The sequence below is a fragment of the Pseudomonas sp. zfem001 genome (genome assembly GCF_032621725.1).
In the GTDB taxonomy this organism is placed as follows: Bacteria; Pseudomonadota; Gammaproteobacteria; order Pseudomonadales; family Pseudomonadaceae; genus Aquipseudomonas; species Aquipseudomonas sediminis.
The window spans coordinates 334,648-350,508 of sequence record NZ_JAVYJI010000003.1 but is presented as its reverse complement, the minus strand read 5'-3'; the positions used below and the strand labels follow the sequence as shown (position 1 = coordinate 350,508).

At 61.8% G+C, this 15,861-nt stretch carries 13 protein-coding genes and 1 pseudogene; 5 read left to right on the top strand and 9 right to left on the bottom strand.

Annotated features, from left to right (window positions below):
- Positions 1-3: 3 nt before the first annotated feature.
- The 8 genes and pseudogenes from RTH74_RS24255 to RTH74_RS13715 all read right to left on the bottom strand — a co-directional run.
- Positions 4-621, bottom strand: a pseudogene (locus RTH74_RS24255) (methyl-accepting chemotaxis protein); the annotation flags it as partial.
- A 716-nt stretch (positions 622-1,337) separates the two neighbouring features.
- Positions 1,338-1,976 carry a response regulator transcription factor gene (locus RTH74_RS13745; protein WP_316915016.1) on the bottom strand — a complete coding sequence of 213 codons (639 nt, stop codon included), beginning with the start codon at positions 1,974-1,976 and terminating at the stop codon, positions 1,338-1,340.
- Between the two features lie 10 nt (positions 1,977-1,986).
- On the bottom strand, positions 1,987-2,718 hold the full coding sequence (locus RTH74_RS13740; RefSeq protein WP_316915015.1) for a sensor histidine kinase: 732 nt from the start codon (positions 2,716-2,718) through the stop codon (positions 1,987-1,989).
- Between the two features lie 535 nt (positions 2,719-3,253).
- Positions 3,254-4,108, bottom strand: a complete 855-nt coding sequence (locus RTH74_RS13735; RefSeq protein WP_143505185.1) for an ABC transporter permease — start codon at positions 4,106-4,108, stop codon at positions 3,254-3,256.
- Positions 4,109-4,115: 7 nt separating this feature from the next.
- On the bottom strand, positions 4,116-5,351 hold the full coding sequence (locus tag RTH74_RS13730; RefSeq protein WP_316915014.1) for an ABC transporter permease: 1,236 nt from the start codon (positions 5,349-5,351) through the stop codon (positions 4,116-4,118).
- Between the two features lie 120 nt (positions 5,352-5,471).
- Positions 5,472-6,545 (bottom strand): ABC transporter substrate-binding protein, encoded by a 1,074-nt coding sequence (locus RTH74_RS13725; protein WP_099525968.1) that lies wholly within the window; start codon positions 6,543-6,545, stop codon positions 5,472-5,474.
- 22 nt (positions 6,546-6,567) lie between these two features.
- Positions 6,568-7,686 (bottom strand): ABC transporter ATP-binding protein, encoded by a 1,119-nt coding sequence (locus tag RTH74_RS13720; protein ID WP_316915013.1) that lies wholly within the window; start codon positions 7,684-7,686, stop codon positions 6,568-6,570.
- Between the two features lie 269 nt (positions 7,687-7,955).
- Entirely contained in the window at positions 7,956-9,155 is a 1,200-nt protein-coding gene (locus RTH74_RS13715; protein WP_179574734.1) for a class I SAM-dependent rRNA methyltransferase, read from the bottom strand.
- Positions 9,156-9,293: 138 nt separating this feature from the next.
- On the opposite strand from RTH74_RS13715, the gene RTH74_RS13710 reads away from it, so the two are divergent.
- The 5 genes from RTH74_RS13710 to RTH74_RS13690 all read left to right on the top strand — a co-directional run bounded on the left by RTH74_RS13710 (position 9,294) and on the right by RTH74_RS13690 (position 14,107).
- Positions 9,294-10,160 carry an HDOD domain-containing protein gene (locus tag RTH74_RS13710; RefSeq protein ID WP_099525965.1) on the top strand — a complete coding sequence of 289 codons (867 nt, stop codon included), beginning with the start codon at positions 9,294-9,296 and terminating at the stop codon, positions 10,158-10,160.
- A gap of 97 nt (positions 10,161-10,257) precedes the next feature.
- Entirely contained in the window at positions 10,258-11,070 is an 813-nt protein-coding gene (gene mutM, locus RTH74_RS13705; protein WP_125835545.1) for a bifunctional DNA-formamidopyrimidine glycosylase/DNA-(apurinic or apyrimidinic site) lyase, read from the top strand.
- Positions 11,071-11,185: 115 nt separating this feature from the next.
- Positions 11,186-11,764, top strand: coding sequence for a lysophospholipid acyltransferase family protein (locus RTH74_RS13700; RefSeq protein WP_316915012.1), 579 nt, complete (start codon positions 11,186-11,188; stop codon positions 11,762-11,764).
- A gap of 76 nt (positions 11,765-11,840) precedes the next feature.
- Positions 11,841-12,179, top strand: a complete 339-nt coding sequence (locus RTH74_RS13695; RefSeq protein ID WP_037005370.1) for a hypothetical protein — start codon at positions 11,841-11,843, stop codon at positions 12,177-12,179.
- 92 nt (positions 12,180-12,271) lie between these two features.
- Entirely contained in the window at positions 12,272-14,107 is a 1,836-nt protein-coding gene (locus RTH74_RS13690) for a Na/Pi symporter (RefSeq protein ID WP_316915011.1), read from the top strand.
- Positions 14,108-14,116: 9 nt separating this feature from the next.
- Here RTH74_RS13690 and ggt read toward each other — a convergent pair whose 3' ends face one another.
- Positions 14,117-15,799 carry a gamma-glutamyltransferase gene (gene ggt, locus RTH74_RS13685; protein WP_179543752.1) on the bottom strand — a complete coding sequence of 561 codons (1,683 nt, stop codon included), beginning with the start codon at positions 15,797-15,799 and terminating at the stop codon, positions 14,117-14,119.
- Positions 15,800-15,861: the final 62 nt, after the last annotated feature.

The window sequence follows — 15,861 nt, the reverse complement described above, 5'->3', positions numbered from 1 at the left end:
ACCTCAGAAGAAAGTGATTTCGGAATCGTTACGCTTGGCGGGTGCTGCGCCCCGGTGAATGTCATGCTGCTCGGGCATGGTGTAGGTCTGGGACAGCTCATCCAGCCAGCGCGGGATGTCCAGGGGAGCAGGTTGATTGCCGAGGCGGCGGTGTTCGTTGCGCGAGAGGATCTGTTCGAGCAGCTTGTCGATGTCACCGCTGACATGCCCGAGCATCTGGCTGATGCGATCCTGGAATTGCAGTGAGACCAATACTTCGGCGATGTCCTGGGCGACGATTTCGCTCTGGCTGCGCATCGCTTCGTTGTGGCTGACGATACCGCTGGCGCTGTGGTGAAAACGGGTGATTACGCCTTTGATGACGTCGCTGGCATTGTTCAGGGTGACGGCGTCGGTCTTGGCGTATTCGCGGGAGATGTTCAGCGTCTTGTGAATCGCGCTGTTGACGATGGTTACCGTTTCTCCGATGCGCTGCCCCGTGCTACCGGACATGGTGGACAGCTTGCGTACTTCGTCGGCGACCACGGCAAAGCCTCGGCCGCTCTCGCCCGCACGTGCGGCCTCGATAGCGGCGTTGAGTGCCAGGAGGTTGGTCTGTTTGGCGATATCGGCGACGTCCTGCGCCATGTCCTGCAACTGGTCGGTGAAGCTCGACAGCTCCATGACTTCCTTGAGCAGCGACTCCTTGCTGGCCAGCGCTTCGCGCAGGGCCATGATGATCATGTCCAGCTCGTGCTGGCTGGTGGACAGCAGTGCGACCAGACGATTGCCAGCCTCGCGTTCGGGGCCGTTGCCCAGGCTCTGCTGAATGCGTACAGCGAGGTTGGCGAAGCGCTCGCTCAGTGCGCTGATGGCTTCTTCGGTATGGTTGCGAGCGGAGTGAATCTGTTGCGACCAGAGTGGCAGCGTCTGTTCGCAAAGCTCTTCTATATCGTGAGATACAGGTTGCTCGTCACTGCTCTGGACTGCAACGGGCTGCTGCGATGGGCCGAGCCGTTTCTGCTGGAACAGCAGGGCACCACCAGTCACCAGCAGGCCAGCCAGCGCGACAAGGGTATTCAGCCAGCCAAGGCCGACCAGAACGACCGCCACGGTGCCTGCCAGCAGCGTTAGCGATGGGATAACCAGGGGGAGGTTCTGCTCGCGCACGTCTTGGCTCCGCGACTGCTGGGGTCAGGTGATCGCGGAACAGTTGCCAGGCTAGAAGGGGGAGGTTCCTGCAGGGTGCCTGTCATCGTTCCGTCGACATCTGGAGGATGCATTAGGCACTTGGGTGGGGGCATCGGAATGCGCTGGATTTGCGCGTGGATTTGTCCCGCTTTGGGCTAGGGAAATCCTCAGTCAGACTCGGAAATGCTGAGTCTGCTGGCGAACTTGATCATGTCGGCGTTGTTGGAAAAGCCCATCTTCTCCATCAGATTTATCTTATGGGTACTGACGGTCTTGTTGCTGATCATCAGTTGTTCGGCGATCTGATTGACGCTAAGGCCATCTGCCAGTAGTCGCATGATCTGGAACTCTCGATTGGTCAAGCTGTCGAGGCCGCACGGTGGGTTCTGCTTGAGGCTGTTGAGGGCTATCTGTTCGAGCAGCTCGGGGTCGATGTAGCGCGCGCCAGTGCTGACTTTTTTCACGGCCGCGATCAGCGTCTCGGGCGACTGGGTTTTGGTCATGTAGCCGGTGGCACCCGAGCGCAGCACGCGCATGGCGACATGGGGGTCGTTGTGCATGCTGAGCACCAGAATCGGCAGTTGCGGATGCTGATGGACGACGCGTGATATCAACGCCTCACCACTGAGGCCGGGCATGCTGATATCCAGCAGGAGAAGATCGATATCCTTCATTCTCAGGCGCTCCAATGCCTGTAGACCGTTGGCCGCCTCGCCGGCTATGCAGATGTCCTTGTCCAGTTCGAGTAGCCGTTTCAGGCCTTCTCGCATCATCGTGTGATCGTCGACGATCATCAGGTTGATCATAGGCTTTCCTTCATCGATTGATTTTCACGGGGAATATTGCCTGGACGATGGTGCCCTGGCCGGGGTGGCTGAAAATGATCACGGGGCCACCCAGTTGCCTGCCGCGCTCGCGCATGCCGGACAGTCCGGTGGAGTCGGGCAGTATGTCGCTGAGGATGAAGCCCTGTCCGTCATCGAATATCTCCAGCACGTAGTCATTCTCGCGCCGCTCCAGGCTCACTTCTGCCCGGGTGGCATTGGCATGGCGCAGGATGTTGGTCAGCGACTCCTGGACTATTCGATATAGGTGAGCGGCGCGTCCCGGCTCCAGGTCCAGGTTCTGCTTGGGCAAGTTGTAGCGGCAGTCGACCTCGGAGAGCTGGCGGAATTCATCGATCAAGCCTTCGAGGGTGCTGCTCAGGTTGTGCTGCAGTTTCTTGATGGGTGCCCCATTGCTGATTTCACGGATGACTTCGATGGCACCGAGGGAAATGGCAGTCAGGCGTTCGATGTGGCCGAGCAGATCAGGGCGATCCTGGCCGAGATGGATGCGCAACACGCCCAGCCCTTGTTGCAATGCAGTTAGTTGCTGCCCTAGCTCGTCGTGCAGCTCGCGCGCGATACGTTTGCGCTCCTGGGTGCGGGCGAGAGTGCAGAGCTTGGCCAGTTGCGGCTGGCAGCTCGAGCAGACGGCTTCGGTATCTGGTGTTTGCTGTTTGCGAGGAAGGGGGGCGTAGCGCGAGAGCGTCGTTGTTATGTTCACCTTAGCTCTATCTCTTCTTGGCGCGGGGCGGGCAATCCACCGCTGGGCTGGCACAGAGTTGGACGTTCTTCTTGCCTGGCGTACGGGTCGCAGGTGAGGAGGGACGCCCAACATCGATAGAAGAAGTGACGGAAGCTGAGGGCTTCACTCGCCGGAGGCGGGTGAGATGAGATGTGCGTTCCCCTGTTTCCAGTCACTTGGACGAGAGGCCGGTACCGTTCAGAGGCAGTCGGTGCAGCTCAGCGGTTTAGCTGCGCCTGTGTTTATCCGTCTCCATATATGGGGCAGCGGCCGGTTGTGGCGGGGGAGGGGGCGGAGCGAGTGCATCGGCCACCAGGTGGCTGATGCCTTCGTGGGAGGGCGTGATCATGGTACGAGCTCTGCTTGTCTGATGACCTAGCATATCGCCCGTGTAGCGTGTGAGGACAGCAAGAAATTAGCCTGACGCTGGAATACTGGCGTGGTCGACGATCCTATGTCGCCCATGGGTATGTATCAGGGTTTTCATTGGGCAGCGGTGATCGGTTGGTGTGCCTTAATGCGGTATTTCGATCCCGCGCATGCGCTCCGCGCGGCGGCGCAACAGTTCGATGGTCACCAGCAAGGCGATGGACACCAGAATCAGTAGGGTGGCGATGGCCAGGATGCTCGGGTTGATCTGCTCGCGCAGGCCCGAGAACATCTGCCGTGGAATGGTGCGTTGTTGTGGGCCGGCCATGAACAGGATCACCACCACTTCGTCGAACGAGGTGATGAAGGCGAACAGCGCGCCGGAAATCACCCCTGGGCGGATCAGCGGCATGATCACATCGAAGAACACGCGAATCGGCGTAGCGCCGAGGTTCAGCGCTGCGCGTGCCAGGCTGTAGTCGAAGCCGGTCAGTGTGGCGGTGACGGTGATGATGACGAAGGGCGTGCCCAGCGCCGCATGCGCCAGGATCACCCCGAGGTAGCCACCGGCCAGGCCAAGGTTGGAGTAGAAGAAGAACATCCCGGCGGCGGTGATGATCAGCGGCACGATCATCGGCGACAGCAGCAGGGCGGTGATGAAGCGGCGAAACGGCATCTCATCGCGGGCCAGGCCTATGGCGGCGCAGGTGCCCAGAATGGTGGCGAGGATGGTCGAGAGGATGCCGATGAAGAAGCTGTTCTTGATCGCCAGTATCCATTTAGGATCGTTGAATATCTCCCGGTACCAGCGCAGCGAATAGGCCTCGGGGTCGAGGGTGAGCATGCCTTCGGTGAAGCTGAAGAACGGCTCGGCGTTGAACGACAGCGGCACGATCACCAGGATCGGCAGGATCAGGAACAGCAGCACCAACCAAGAGCTGGCCTTGAGCAGCCAGTGTCCGAGGTGGTGCCAGAAGCCGTAGTAGGCGGGGATCTTCATCGTCTCATCATCCCAACTTGATGTTGCTGGCGCCGACGAAACGGTCGTACACCCAGTACAGCAGCAGGATCAGCCCGAGCAGCAGCGAGCCCAGCGCGGCGGCCAGCTCCCAGTTGTTCGAACGCTGCATATGGAAGGCGATGATGTTGCTGATCATCTGCCCGTCGGTGCCGCCGACAAGTGCCGGGGTGATGTAGTAGCCGACCGAGATGATGAACACCAGCAACGCTCCGGCGCTGAGCCCTGGCAAGGTCATCGGGAAGTAGATGCGGGCGAACGCAGGGATCGGTTTTTCGCCCAGGCTGAGCGCGGCGCGCATGTAGCTGGGGTCGATGCCGCGCATCACGCTGTACAGCGGCAGGATCATGAACGGCAGCAGGATGTGGGTCATCGCCACCACGGTGGCGAATGAGGTGTAGAGCATTTCGAAGGGCTGACTGATCAGGCCGATGCCCATGAGGAAGGAGTTGATCACGCCGTTGGTCTGCAGCAGCGCGATCCACGAGGTGGTGCGCACCAGCAGCGAGGTCCAGAACGGCAGCAGCACCAGCACCAGTAGCAGGTTGGCGCGGTTCGACGGCAGGCCGGCGAGGTAGTAGGCCAGCGGGTAGCCGAGCAGGGCGCAGAGCAGGGTGATGACCAGCGCCATGTTCAGGGTCTTGGTATACAGCTGCAGGTAGATCTGCGTGTCCTGGCGCACCTGGATGCCGTCGTCGGGGTGCAGTTCCAGGTCCAGGGCCGTCAGGTAGTAATCGTAGGTGTAGACCTTGCCGGAACGCTCGATGGCGTACCACAGCTCGGGTTTGCTCCAGTTGCGATGGGCATCGAGCAGGGTTTGCACACCCTGGGCCTGCAGCGCTTGTGCATCCAGCCTGCCGATACGCCGCGCGGTAGATTTGACCACGCTGGACATGCCGGTATAGGCGCGGTTGAACTCCTCGGACAGCTTGCCTGACAGTCGCTGCTCGTTGAGCGCGTGCAGTTCGCTGACGAATACCTGCAGGGTCTTCTCGTCTGGCAGTTGCTTGTGATCTTCCCAGCGTTCGAGCTCGGCCAGGGTCTGCGGAATCAGTTCGGCCACGGTCGGGTGATACACGCTGCGCCACAGCATGGTGCCGATCGGGGCGACGAAGGTGACGATGATGAACAGCAGCAGCGGCACCACGAAGAGAAAGGCGGCGAGGCGTTTCTTGCGACGGGCGCTGGCGGCTTGGCCGGCTTCGCTGGTGGTCAGGGATGACAAGGTGTTACTCCGGTGGATTCAGCCCAACTGTTCCCCCCGATTCCCGTAGGCGGTGCTTCAGCGGCGACGGTCGCGGCTAAAGCCCCTCCCACAGACCGGGGGAGACAGGATGCTGGTGCTTTACTTCAACAGCCACTCGTTGAATTTCTCACCCAACGACTCGCCATAGTCAGCCCAGAACTCGGAGCCAGCCTGGATGCCTTTATCCAGGTGAGCGGTCGGCAGGTGCGGCGTCGCTGTCTGGTCTGCCAGCGGCATGGACGACTTGCGGGTCGGGCCGTAGGCGACGTCCGGCATGCCCGCCAGCGGCTTGGAACCGGTGGCGTACTTGATGAACTCCATGGCCAGCTCTTTCTTCTTGGTGCCCTTGACGATGGCCCAGGCGTCGAGGTCGTAGACGTGGCCGTCCCAGACGATTTCGAAGGGCTTCTTCTCCTGCACGATGGCGTCGTAGAAGCGGCCGTTGGCCGATTGCACCAGTACCGCGCCACCGTCGTTGAGCAGTTGAGGCGCTTGCGACCAGGAGTCGAACCAGACGATGTCTTTCTTGATGCTGGCCAGCTTGTCGAAGGCGCGTTGTTGGCCTTCCGGCGTGGCCAGTACTTCGTAGACTTCCTCAGGCGCAACGCCGTCGGCCATCAGCGCCCACTCCATGTTTACCTGCGGGCGTTTGCGCATGGCGCGCTTGCCAGGGATCTTGGTGGTGTCGAAGAAGTCGCCAATGCTGGTGGCCTTGGTGCCGCCGATGGTGTTGTCGTTGAAGGCGAACACCACCGACCAGACGATGTTGCCCACCGCGCACTCACTGGCCAGTGCTTCGGGAATGAAGTCCTGTGCTGCTGCGGTGCCGTCGATGCCGGCCGGCAGCACGCTGTGGTCGAGGGTTTCCAGCAAGCCTTCGGAGCAGGCGCGCTCGAGGTCGATCACTTCGAAATCAACCACGTCCCACTGGATGTTGCCGGATTCCACCTGGGCCTTGATTTCGGCAACGCCACCCGAGTAGTCCTCGAACAGGACCTTGACGCCGGATTCCGCCTGGTACGGGTCGATGACGTGTTTCTTCTGCGCGGCGCCGTAGGACCCGCCCCAGGAAACCACGGTAAGGCTGTCCTGGGCGGTGGCGCTGCCCGTTGCCAGTCCCAGTGCCGCCACCAGGGCGAAGGTGGAAACGCTGGTAGTCAGTGATCTAGCCATTGCTGTGCTCCATTTGCTTCTACTAGTTGTGGGTGGGGACTTCCGATCGATCCAGGGCCTGGCTGTCTTCCGGCAGCCAGGCCAGGGCGACCTCTTCCTGAGTGCTGAGTTGCGGGGCTGAACTGTCGTTCAGGTTCTTCACCACCAGCTCGCTGCCGCTGGCGGTTTCGAAGTGGTAGCGGATGTATTCACCGACGTAGTGGCGGGTGACGAAGCGGGCCTTGACCTGATTGCCAGCGGCGCCAAGGCGGTCGGTGAAGTTGAGTTTTTCCGGGCGCACCGAGACGGTGGTGGCTTGGCCGATTTCCGTGCAGTTGGCCTTCAGGGTGCTGACCAGGCCGCCATCCAGCAGGCGCACTTCGACGCGCTCTTCGCTGACGCTCTCTATCACGCCGGGCAGCTTGTTGCTTTCACCGATGAAGTCGGCGACGAACATGTTGGCCGGGCGTTCGTAAAGTACGTGGGGCGGCGCGCATTGCTGCACTACGCCGTTGTTGAATACGGCGATGCGGTCGCTCATGGTCAGCGCTTCGGTCTGGTCGTGGGTCACATAGATCACAGTGAAACCGAGCTGCTCGTGCAGGCGCTTGATCTCGAACTGCATCTGCTCGCGCAGCTTCTTGTCCAACGCACCGAGCGGCTCGTCCATCAGCACGATATCCGGGGCGAAGATCAGCGCGCGGGCCAGGGCCACACGCTGGCGCTGGCCACCGGAGAGCTGGCCGGGGTAGCGTCCGCCAAAGGCCTGCAGCTCGACCAGGGCGAGGTACTCCTCGACCTTGGCGCGAATCTCGTCCTTGGGCAGTTTGCGGATTTTCAGCGGGTAGGCCAGGTTCTCGCGGATGGTCATATGCGGGAACAGCGCGTACTGCTGGAAGACCATGCCGATGTTGCGATCGTAGGGGGCGATGCTGGTGACGTTGCGGCCGTTGATCAGGATCTCGCCGCTGGTCACGTCCTCGAAGCCGGCGAGCATCATCAGGCAGGTGGTCTTGCCGGAACCGGAGGGGCCGAGCAGGGTGATGAATTCGCCCTTGGCCACATTGAGGTTGAAGTCCTTGACCACCAGGGTCTTGTGATCGTAGGTCTTCTTGACGTTGGTGAATCGCAGGAACGCGTCGTTCCCAGCCTGCGCAGTCATAGTCCTCCCCGCTATCCGCAATGTGGAGTCAGCTCGTGGCCAAGGCTCCAACTTCTGAGTCGATTCGCCCCCTTCGTGGGAGGCGATCGTTATGTTGATAGCTAAAAGCAATAAGCAAGCCAGATGACTGATGGCCGGCTGATAGCGCTCTGCTATGCAGGTTCAAGCCTAGTCGATGCTGGGAGAGATGCGAGGCGGGTGTGGGGGGAGGTAACAGCGCGGGAAGAGAGGGGGCACCTGCCGAAACGCACTCGGCAGGTGCAGGCTGCTCAACTGTTGGGCAGCAGGCGAACGGTGAGACTCTTGATGTAGCGAGTTTCAGCGATGGCCGGGTGTACCGGATGATCCGGGCCCTGGGCGCCGCGCTCGAGCAGCTGGATGTTGCGGTCCAGGTGGCGGGCGCTGGTCAGCAGGATGTTCTGCAGGTTGTCTTCCTCCAGGTGCATGGAGCAGCTGGCGCTGACCAGGATGCCGTCCTTGTTGAGCAGACGCATGGCTGTTTCGTTGAGGCGGCGGTAGGCGGCCTCGCCGTTCTTGATGTCCTTCTTGCGCTTGATGAAGGCGGGTGGGTCGGCGATCACCACATCGAAGCGCTCTTCTGCGGATTTCAGTTCGCGTAGCGCGGCGAATACATCACCCTCGACGCAGGTGACCTTCTCGGCGAAACCGTTGAGCGTGGCATTACGTTCCACGCCGTCGAGGGCGAAGGCCGAGGCATCTACGCAGAACACTTCGCTGGCGCCGAACGCCGCGGCCTGCACGCCCCAGCCGCCGATGTAGCTGAACAGGTCGAGCACGCGCTTGCCTTTGACGTAGGGCGCCAGGCGCGCGCGGTTCATGCGGTGATCGTAGAACCAGCCGGTCTTCTGTCCTTCGATCACCGGGGCTTCGAACTTAACGCCGTTCTCTTCCAGCGCTACCCACTCCGGCACCACGCCGAAGGCGGTGTCGACGTAGCGCTCGAGGCCTTCGGCGTCGCGTGCGGCGGAGTCGTTCTTGAACAGGATGCCGCTGGGCTTGCATACCTGGATCAGCGCGGCGAGCACGTCATCCTTGTGCGCCTCCATAGTGGCGGAAGCCAGTTGGACCACGAGGATGTCGAAGAAACGGTCGACCACCAGCCCCGGCAGCAGGTCGGAGTCGCCATACACCAGGCGGTAGCAGGGCTGGTCGAACAGGCGCTCGCGCAGGCTTAGGGCGACGTTGAGGCGATGCACCAGCAGGGACTTGTCCAGCACGTGCTTGACGTCGCGCGACAGCAGGCGGGCGCAGATCAGGTTGTTTGGACTCATGGCGACGATGCCCAGCGGCTTGCCGCCGGCCGCTTCCAGGACGGCCTGGTCGCCAGCAGCGAAACCATGCAGCGGGGTGGCAGCGACATCGATCTCGTTGCTGTATACCCACAGATGGCCGGCGCGCAGGCGTCGGTCGGCGTTGGCTTTCAGGCGCAGACTGGGCAGGGAAGACATGAGTTCGGGCTCCGCGGGGAAAAGAGCGGGATTATAGCGTTTTGCGCGCCGGGCCGGCGTTTACAAAAGTCGGCTGCGAGCAGGTCTGTGCTTTGGCTAGACTGTGTCCTACTTCTCATCCTGCACGACCGCCTTTCCATGACCTACGAACTCACCGCCGAACAGATCCAGCAAGTCCTGCAGGGGATCAGCGTACCGCCGCAGCCGCAGATCATGGTCGACCTGCAGATGGAGCAGATCATGCCTAACCCCGATCTGCGCAGTATCGCCAAGCTGATCAGCCAGGACCCGGGGCTGTCCGGTTCGTTGCTGAAAATCGTCAATTCCCCGCATTTCGGCCTGGCCAATCGCATCGCGTCGATCCAGCAGGCGGTCAACCTGCTGGGCTGCAACACCGTGATCAACCTGATCAACGCGCAGTCGATCAAGGGTGAACTGACCGACGAAGCGATCCTAGTGCTGAACCGCTTCTGGGACAGCGCTCAGGATGTGGCGATGACCTGCCTGACCCTGGCCAAGCGCCTCGGTTATCACTCGCCTGACGAAGCCTACAGCCTGGGGCTGTTCCACGATTGTGGCATTCCGCTGATGCTCAAGCGTTTCCCCAATTACATGCAGGTGTTGGAGGAGGCCTACGCCAGCGCCAGCGACGAGCGGCGCGTGGTCGATACCGAGAACCGCCTGCTGACCACTAACCACGCGGTGGTGGGGTACTTCACCGCGCGTTCCTGGCGCCTGCCGGAACACCTCTGCGAGGTCATCGCCAACCACCACAACGCGCTGTCGATCTTCAGCGACGACTCCGGGCGCGATGCGCAGCTCAAGACACTGCTGGGCATCCTGAAGATGGCCGAGCATGTCTGCGAGAGCCATCGTGTGTTGGGTGGCCAGGCCGTCGACATGGAGTGGCAGTACATTTCGCAGCCGATCCTGGAGTATGTGGGACTCTCGGAGTACGACTTCGAAAACCTGCGAGAGAGCATCCGCGATCTAGCCGTGCTCTGAGTCCTCGCGCAGTGCCAGCGTTCGCGCGGCGGCGCTCTACCGCTTTGCGGGTCGCTCCTGCTAAGGTGGCGCACCGCCGTTTTGCTGCCGTATAGCCATGCCTGAATTACCCGAAGTCGAAACTACCCGCCGCGGTATCGCCCCCTATCTGGAGGGCCAACGCGTCAGCCGCGTGATCGTGCGTGAGCGCCGTCTGCGTTGGCCGATCCCCGAAGACCTGGACGTGCGTCTGTCCGGCCAGCGGATCGAGTGCGTCGAGCGGCGTGCCAAGTACCTGCTGATCAAGGCCGAAGTCGGCAGTCTGATCAGTCACCTGGGCATGTCCGGCAGTCTGCGCCTGGTCGAATGTGGCCTGGCTGCGGCCAAGCATGAGCATGTGGATATCGAACTGGAGTCCGGCCTTGCCCTGCGTTACACCGATCCGCGACGTTTCGGTGCACTGCTGTGGAGTGAGGACCCGCTGACTCACGTATTGCTCAGCAAACTCGGGCCGGAGCCATTGGGCGGGTTGTTCGACGGTGAGCGTCTGTTCCAGATGTCGCGTGGGCGCAGCATGGCGGTCAAACCGTTCATCATGGATAACGCCGTGGTGGTGGGCGTGGGCAACATCTACGCCACCGAAGCGTTGTTCGCTGCCGGCATCGATCCACGCCGCGAGGCTGGCTCAGTCTCGCGTGCGCGTTACCTGCGCCTGGCCGAGGAGATCAAACGCATCCTCGCCCATGCCATCGAGCGTGGTGGTACTACGCTGCGCGACTTCGTCGGTGGCGATGGTCAGCCCGGATATTTCCAGCAGGAACTGTTCGCCTACGGGCGTGGCGGCGAATTCTGCAAGATCTGTGGCAGCACGCTGCGTGAGGTCAAACTGGGTCAGCGTGCGAGTGTTTACTGTCCCAAGTGCCAGCGCTGAGCAGATGACGATCTGCCAGATGGGCGAGCCGTTGGGCAGGTGAAATCCGCCGTAATTTCAATGGCGGATTGCACCCGCCCTAAGGCATAAAAATAAGAAAAACCGAAGGTGTTAGATGTCCGGCAACTATCTACCGCGCAATCCGGCTGCCGAATGGCTGGGGCGCAGCGTGCTGAAATTGATGGGCTGGCGTATCGAGGGGCAGTTGCCGCAACTCGACAAGTTCGTTGCCATCGGGGCTCATCACACGTCCAACTGGGACTTCGTGATTTTCATCGCGCTGAAATTCGTGCTGCGGCTGAATGCTCGCTGGTTCGGCAAGCACAGCATCTTCAGTTGGCCTTTCGGTAGCTTGATGCGCAGTTGGGGCGGTATCGCGATTCGTCGGGATCGCCAGTTGAATACCGTCGAACAGGCCATTCAGGCTTTTCGCGAGTATGACGAGTTCATTCTGGTGCTCTCGCCCGAGGGCACACGCAAGAAGGTCGAGCGCTGGAAGATGGGCTTCTACCATATAGCTCTGGGCGCAGGTGTGCCCATCGTGCTCGGGGCGCTGGACTACCAGAATCGTCGCGTGGTGATCGGCCCGACTTTTCAGCCAACGGGTGACGAGAAGGCCGATCTGGCCACGATGCTGGCGTTCTTTCGTCCTTATGTACCGAAAAAGCCGGAATACGCCTTTCACGGCGATTGACGTCCGTCACGCTGACAATTATCAATGCGCTGTTATAGTTACTGGCACTTTCCCGAATAATTTGAAGGATCGATCCATGAAAGCGTTCCGCACTTCCGCTGCTGTCCTGGCGCTGACCTCTGGCCTGCTGGCGCTATCGGCGCAAGCGGAAGTGGTTCAGCAGAACGCCAGCGGCGATCCGCTCTACACCGTCGAGGCGCCCAAGGGCTATGCCATGATCGGTGATCTGGTCATCGCTCGCCCGCTGTTGATCGGCGCCACTGCCATCGGTGCTGCAGCTTTCATCGTCAGCCTGCCGTTCACCGCATTGGGTGGCAACGTTGGTGAAGCTGCTCAGTCTCTGGTAGTCGAGCCGGGTAAAGAGGCCTTCGTCCGTTGCCTGGGCTGCACCAGCAGCGGCTACAAGCGCGACTGATCCGCTACACCGCTTGATGCGGCCTCTCGTCTCCTCACGGAGGCGAGAGGCCGTTTGCGTTTGAACGCCGAGAAAAGGAAGAAACGGTGGTAATGAAGTCCCTGCGCTGGGTGATGCTGTTGCTGGTGGTGTCGGGGCTGATCGCCTCGTTCTGGTTCAGCCAGGGCTGGTTGCAACTGTGCGCTGGGCTGGCGATCTTCCTGTTCGGCATGCAGTGCCTGGAAGAAGGCCTGCGTCAGCTGGCAGGCAGCAAGCTGGAGCAGATACTCGGGCGCAGCACGTCCACGCCTTTCAAGAGCCTGTTGTTCGGGGTCGGCGGTACCTTGTTGCTGCAATCCAGCACCCTGGTTTCCCTGCTGACCATCGCCTTCATTAGCACCGGGTTGATCCAGCTGGCCGGCGGCATCGCCATTCTGTTCGGTGCCAACCTGGGCGCCACCAGTGGCATCTGGTTGCTGGCGCTGGCCGGGCAAAATCTCAGCCTGAGTCCGCTTGCCCTGCCGCTGCTGGTGTTCGGTGTGCTGGCTGGTTTCTTCGGGCCCAAGAGCAAGGCTGCCGGGCGCATCGTGCTGGGTATCGCTTTCATCTTTCTCGGCATCGACCAGATCAAGGAAGGTTTCGCCAGTTTTGGCGATGGTCTGGACATGACCGGCCTGCAGGAAGGCGGGCTGCGTGGGGCGCTGCTGTTCACCGCCATCGGCATGGCTATTACCGTGGTGCTGCAATCGAGCCACGCCACGCTGATGCTGACTCTGGCGGCATTGGCCAGTGGTCAGCTGGAGCTCGGTCAGAGCCTGGCCATCGCCATTGGCTCGAATATCGGCAGCAGCGTGACCACCGCTTTCGTTGGCTCGCTCGGCGGTAACCGCAACGGCCAGCGCCTGGCGCTTGCCCATGTGCTGTTCAACATCACCACCGGCGTTATCGCCTTCTGTCTGCTCGGTCCGCTGACCTGGCTGGTGCATGTCTTGGCCCAGCCGTTGGGCCTTGGCGAGAACAGCCTGATTCAGCTGGCGATGTTCCACACCCTGTTCAATGCCATGGGGGTGGCGCTGTTCTGGCCACTTCAGAGGCGCCTGGCTCAGTACCTGATTCGTTGGCTGCCGGAACGAGTCGAGCCGCAGGTATTGATTACCGAACTGTCGTCCGAGCAGGTGGCCGAGCCCGAGCGTACCCGCGCCCGCTATCTGAACGAGCGCGCTCTGGATTCGGTCGATGCAGCATCCGGCGCGGTGGTGCAGGAGCTGGGACACCTGGGCCGCTTGAGCCTGGAGGTGATCTGCCATGCGCTGTATCTGCCGGTCGATCAACTGGCGCAGGCCAAAGGGGATGAGCGGGTGTTGCAGGCCAAGCCCGCACCGGGTGGCCTCGATGCCGAGCACCTGTATCAGTTTCACATCAAGGGTGTGTACGGCGATCTGTTGAGCTTCATGGGGCGCATGGACTTGCCCATGGATGAAGCGCACCAGCAGTTCTGGGTCAGCTGCCAGCTGGCGGCGCTGCAACTGGTGGATGCGGTCAAGGATGCCAAGCACCTGCAGAAGAACCTTGGCCATTACCTCGATGCGCCACCGTCGGCGGCGCGCGATGCCTATGTGGAGTTGCGTCGTCATCTGTTGACGACTCTGCACGAGGTGCGCGAGCTGGCACGCTCGGACATGCCTGACGAAATGTGGCAGTCACGCCTGCGGTGGTTGGATGAGCAGGCAGCGAGCTTCGATGCGCAGTTCCGCCAACGGCTGTTCGCTGAGGTGCGCTACGGCCATCTCGACGGCCTGCAGACCAGCTCGCTGATGAATGACCTGGGCTACGTCAGTCGCATCTTCCAAAGCCTGCGCAACGTGCTGATGCTGGGCAGCGAGCAGGCCTTGTTCCGGGAGCTGCGCAAGTTCGGTGGCGAACAGGAGAGCCTGATCAGGCTCTCCTGATTCGATCATTCATTCCGCTCCTTCGCTCGTTGTTTCTGGAGCCGAGGAGCCTATCCCGCGTGGATCGCTCGCCGCCTGTACCTCGCCGCTGACCTTGTCCCAGAACAGCACCTGCTGGTTGCCGTACTGCCGATCCAGGCGTTTGAGTTCGTAGCCGCGCCGTTGCAGCTCGGCGACTTGTTCATCGCTGAAGGTATCCGGCTCATGCTCGATCACGTCGGGCATGAACTGGTGGTGGTAGCGCGCCACCGCGGGCCAGCGCTCGATGGGCTTGTCGTCCAGGTATTCGAGCATCGACAGCAGCACCATGCTTGGAATACGACTACCGCCGGGGGTGCCGAAGGCGGTGAATTCGTCGCTGCTCTCGATGAAGCTCGGGCTCATGGATGACAGCGGGCGTTTGCCGCCCGCGATGGTATTGGCCTGGCTACCGGCCAGGCCATAGGCGTTGGCGCCCTGCACGTCTGCGGCGAAATCGTCCATTTCATCGTTGAGCAACACGCCCGTGCCGGGCACGGTGAAGGCGGCGCCGAACGGCAGGTTGATCGACAGCGTTGCAGCGACAGCATTGCCCTCGGCATCGAGTACGGCAAAGTGAGTAGTGTGATCGCCTTCGTGCCAGGTGCCGGCAGGCGGCAGACTCGAGCTGGGGGTCGCCTGCTCGGGGTCGATGCTGCCGGCGAGCACGGCCAGATGCCCTGGCGACAGCAGCTGCTCTACGGGATTCTTGATGAAGTCGGGGTCGCCCAGCAGGCCACGGTCACGATAAGCGCGGCGCAGCGCCTCGACCACGTAATGCACGCGCTGTACGGGCTCGGCGTCGCGCCAGGGCAGTTGTTCGAGTATCGCCAGGCTTTGCGCCAGGGCTATGCCGCCAGCCGAGGGTGGCGGTGCGCTGATCAGCTCGCGGCCATCTTCCAGGGGGAAGCGCAGTGGCGCTCGGCGGGCAATACGGTACTCACGCAGGTCATCCTCGGACCAGATGCCGCCGGCATGGCGCACGCCTCTGACCAGGCGCTCGGCTATCGGGCCGGTATAGAAACCCTCCCGGCCATGTTCGGCCAGTGCTTGCAGGGTGGCAGCCAGGTCCGCCTGACGCAGCAGATGGCCCTCGGCGGGAATTTCGCCCTGGTCGAGAAATAGCTTGGCACTTTCGGCATCGTCACGCAGCGCGGCCAGGCGCCAGGTTGCGCGTTCGCGGTAGACACGGTCGACCGCGAAGCCTTCATTGGCTAGACGGATTGCCGGAGCCAGACTGGTTTTCAGCGGCAGGCGGCCGTGTTTTTCGGCCAGTTCGACCAACGCCGCCGGTAGCCCCGGAATGGCAGCTGCCAGCGCACCGTTGAGCGACAGTTCACGCTGTACCTTGCCATCGCGGACATAGAGGTCCGGTTTGGCCTCCAGGGGCGCGCGTTCGCGGGCATCGAGGAAGTCGTAACCTGGCGTTTCGCCGGCAGTACGTAGCAGGAAGAAACCGCCGCCACCAAGCCCTGAGCCATAGGGTTCGACCACGGCGAGTGCGGCGCTGGCTGCCACGGCGGCATCGAAGGCGTTGCCGCCGGCATCGAGCATCTGCTGCGCTGCAGCGGTCGCCGCTGGGTGAGCGGTGGCAATGGCGGGTTGCTGCGGAGCGGCCTGAGCGAGAAGGCTGGCGCCGAGCAGCAGGGTCGATAGCAGGAGTTTGCGCAACATGCGATCTACCAGAGGCGGCTGAGGGAGGCTGGAAGCTTAACAGCCTTGCTCAGAGGAGGGCA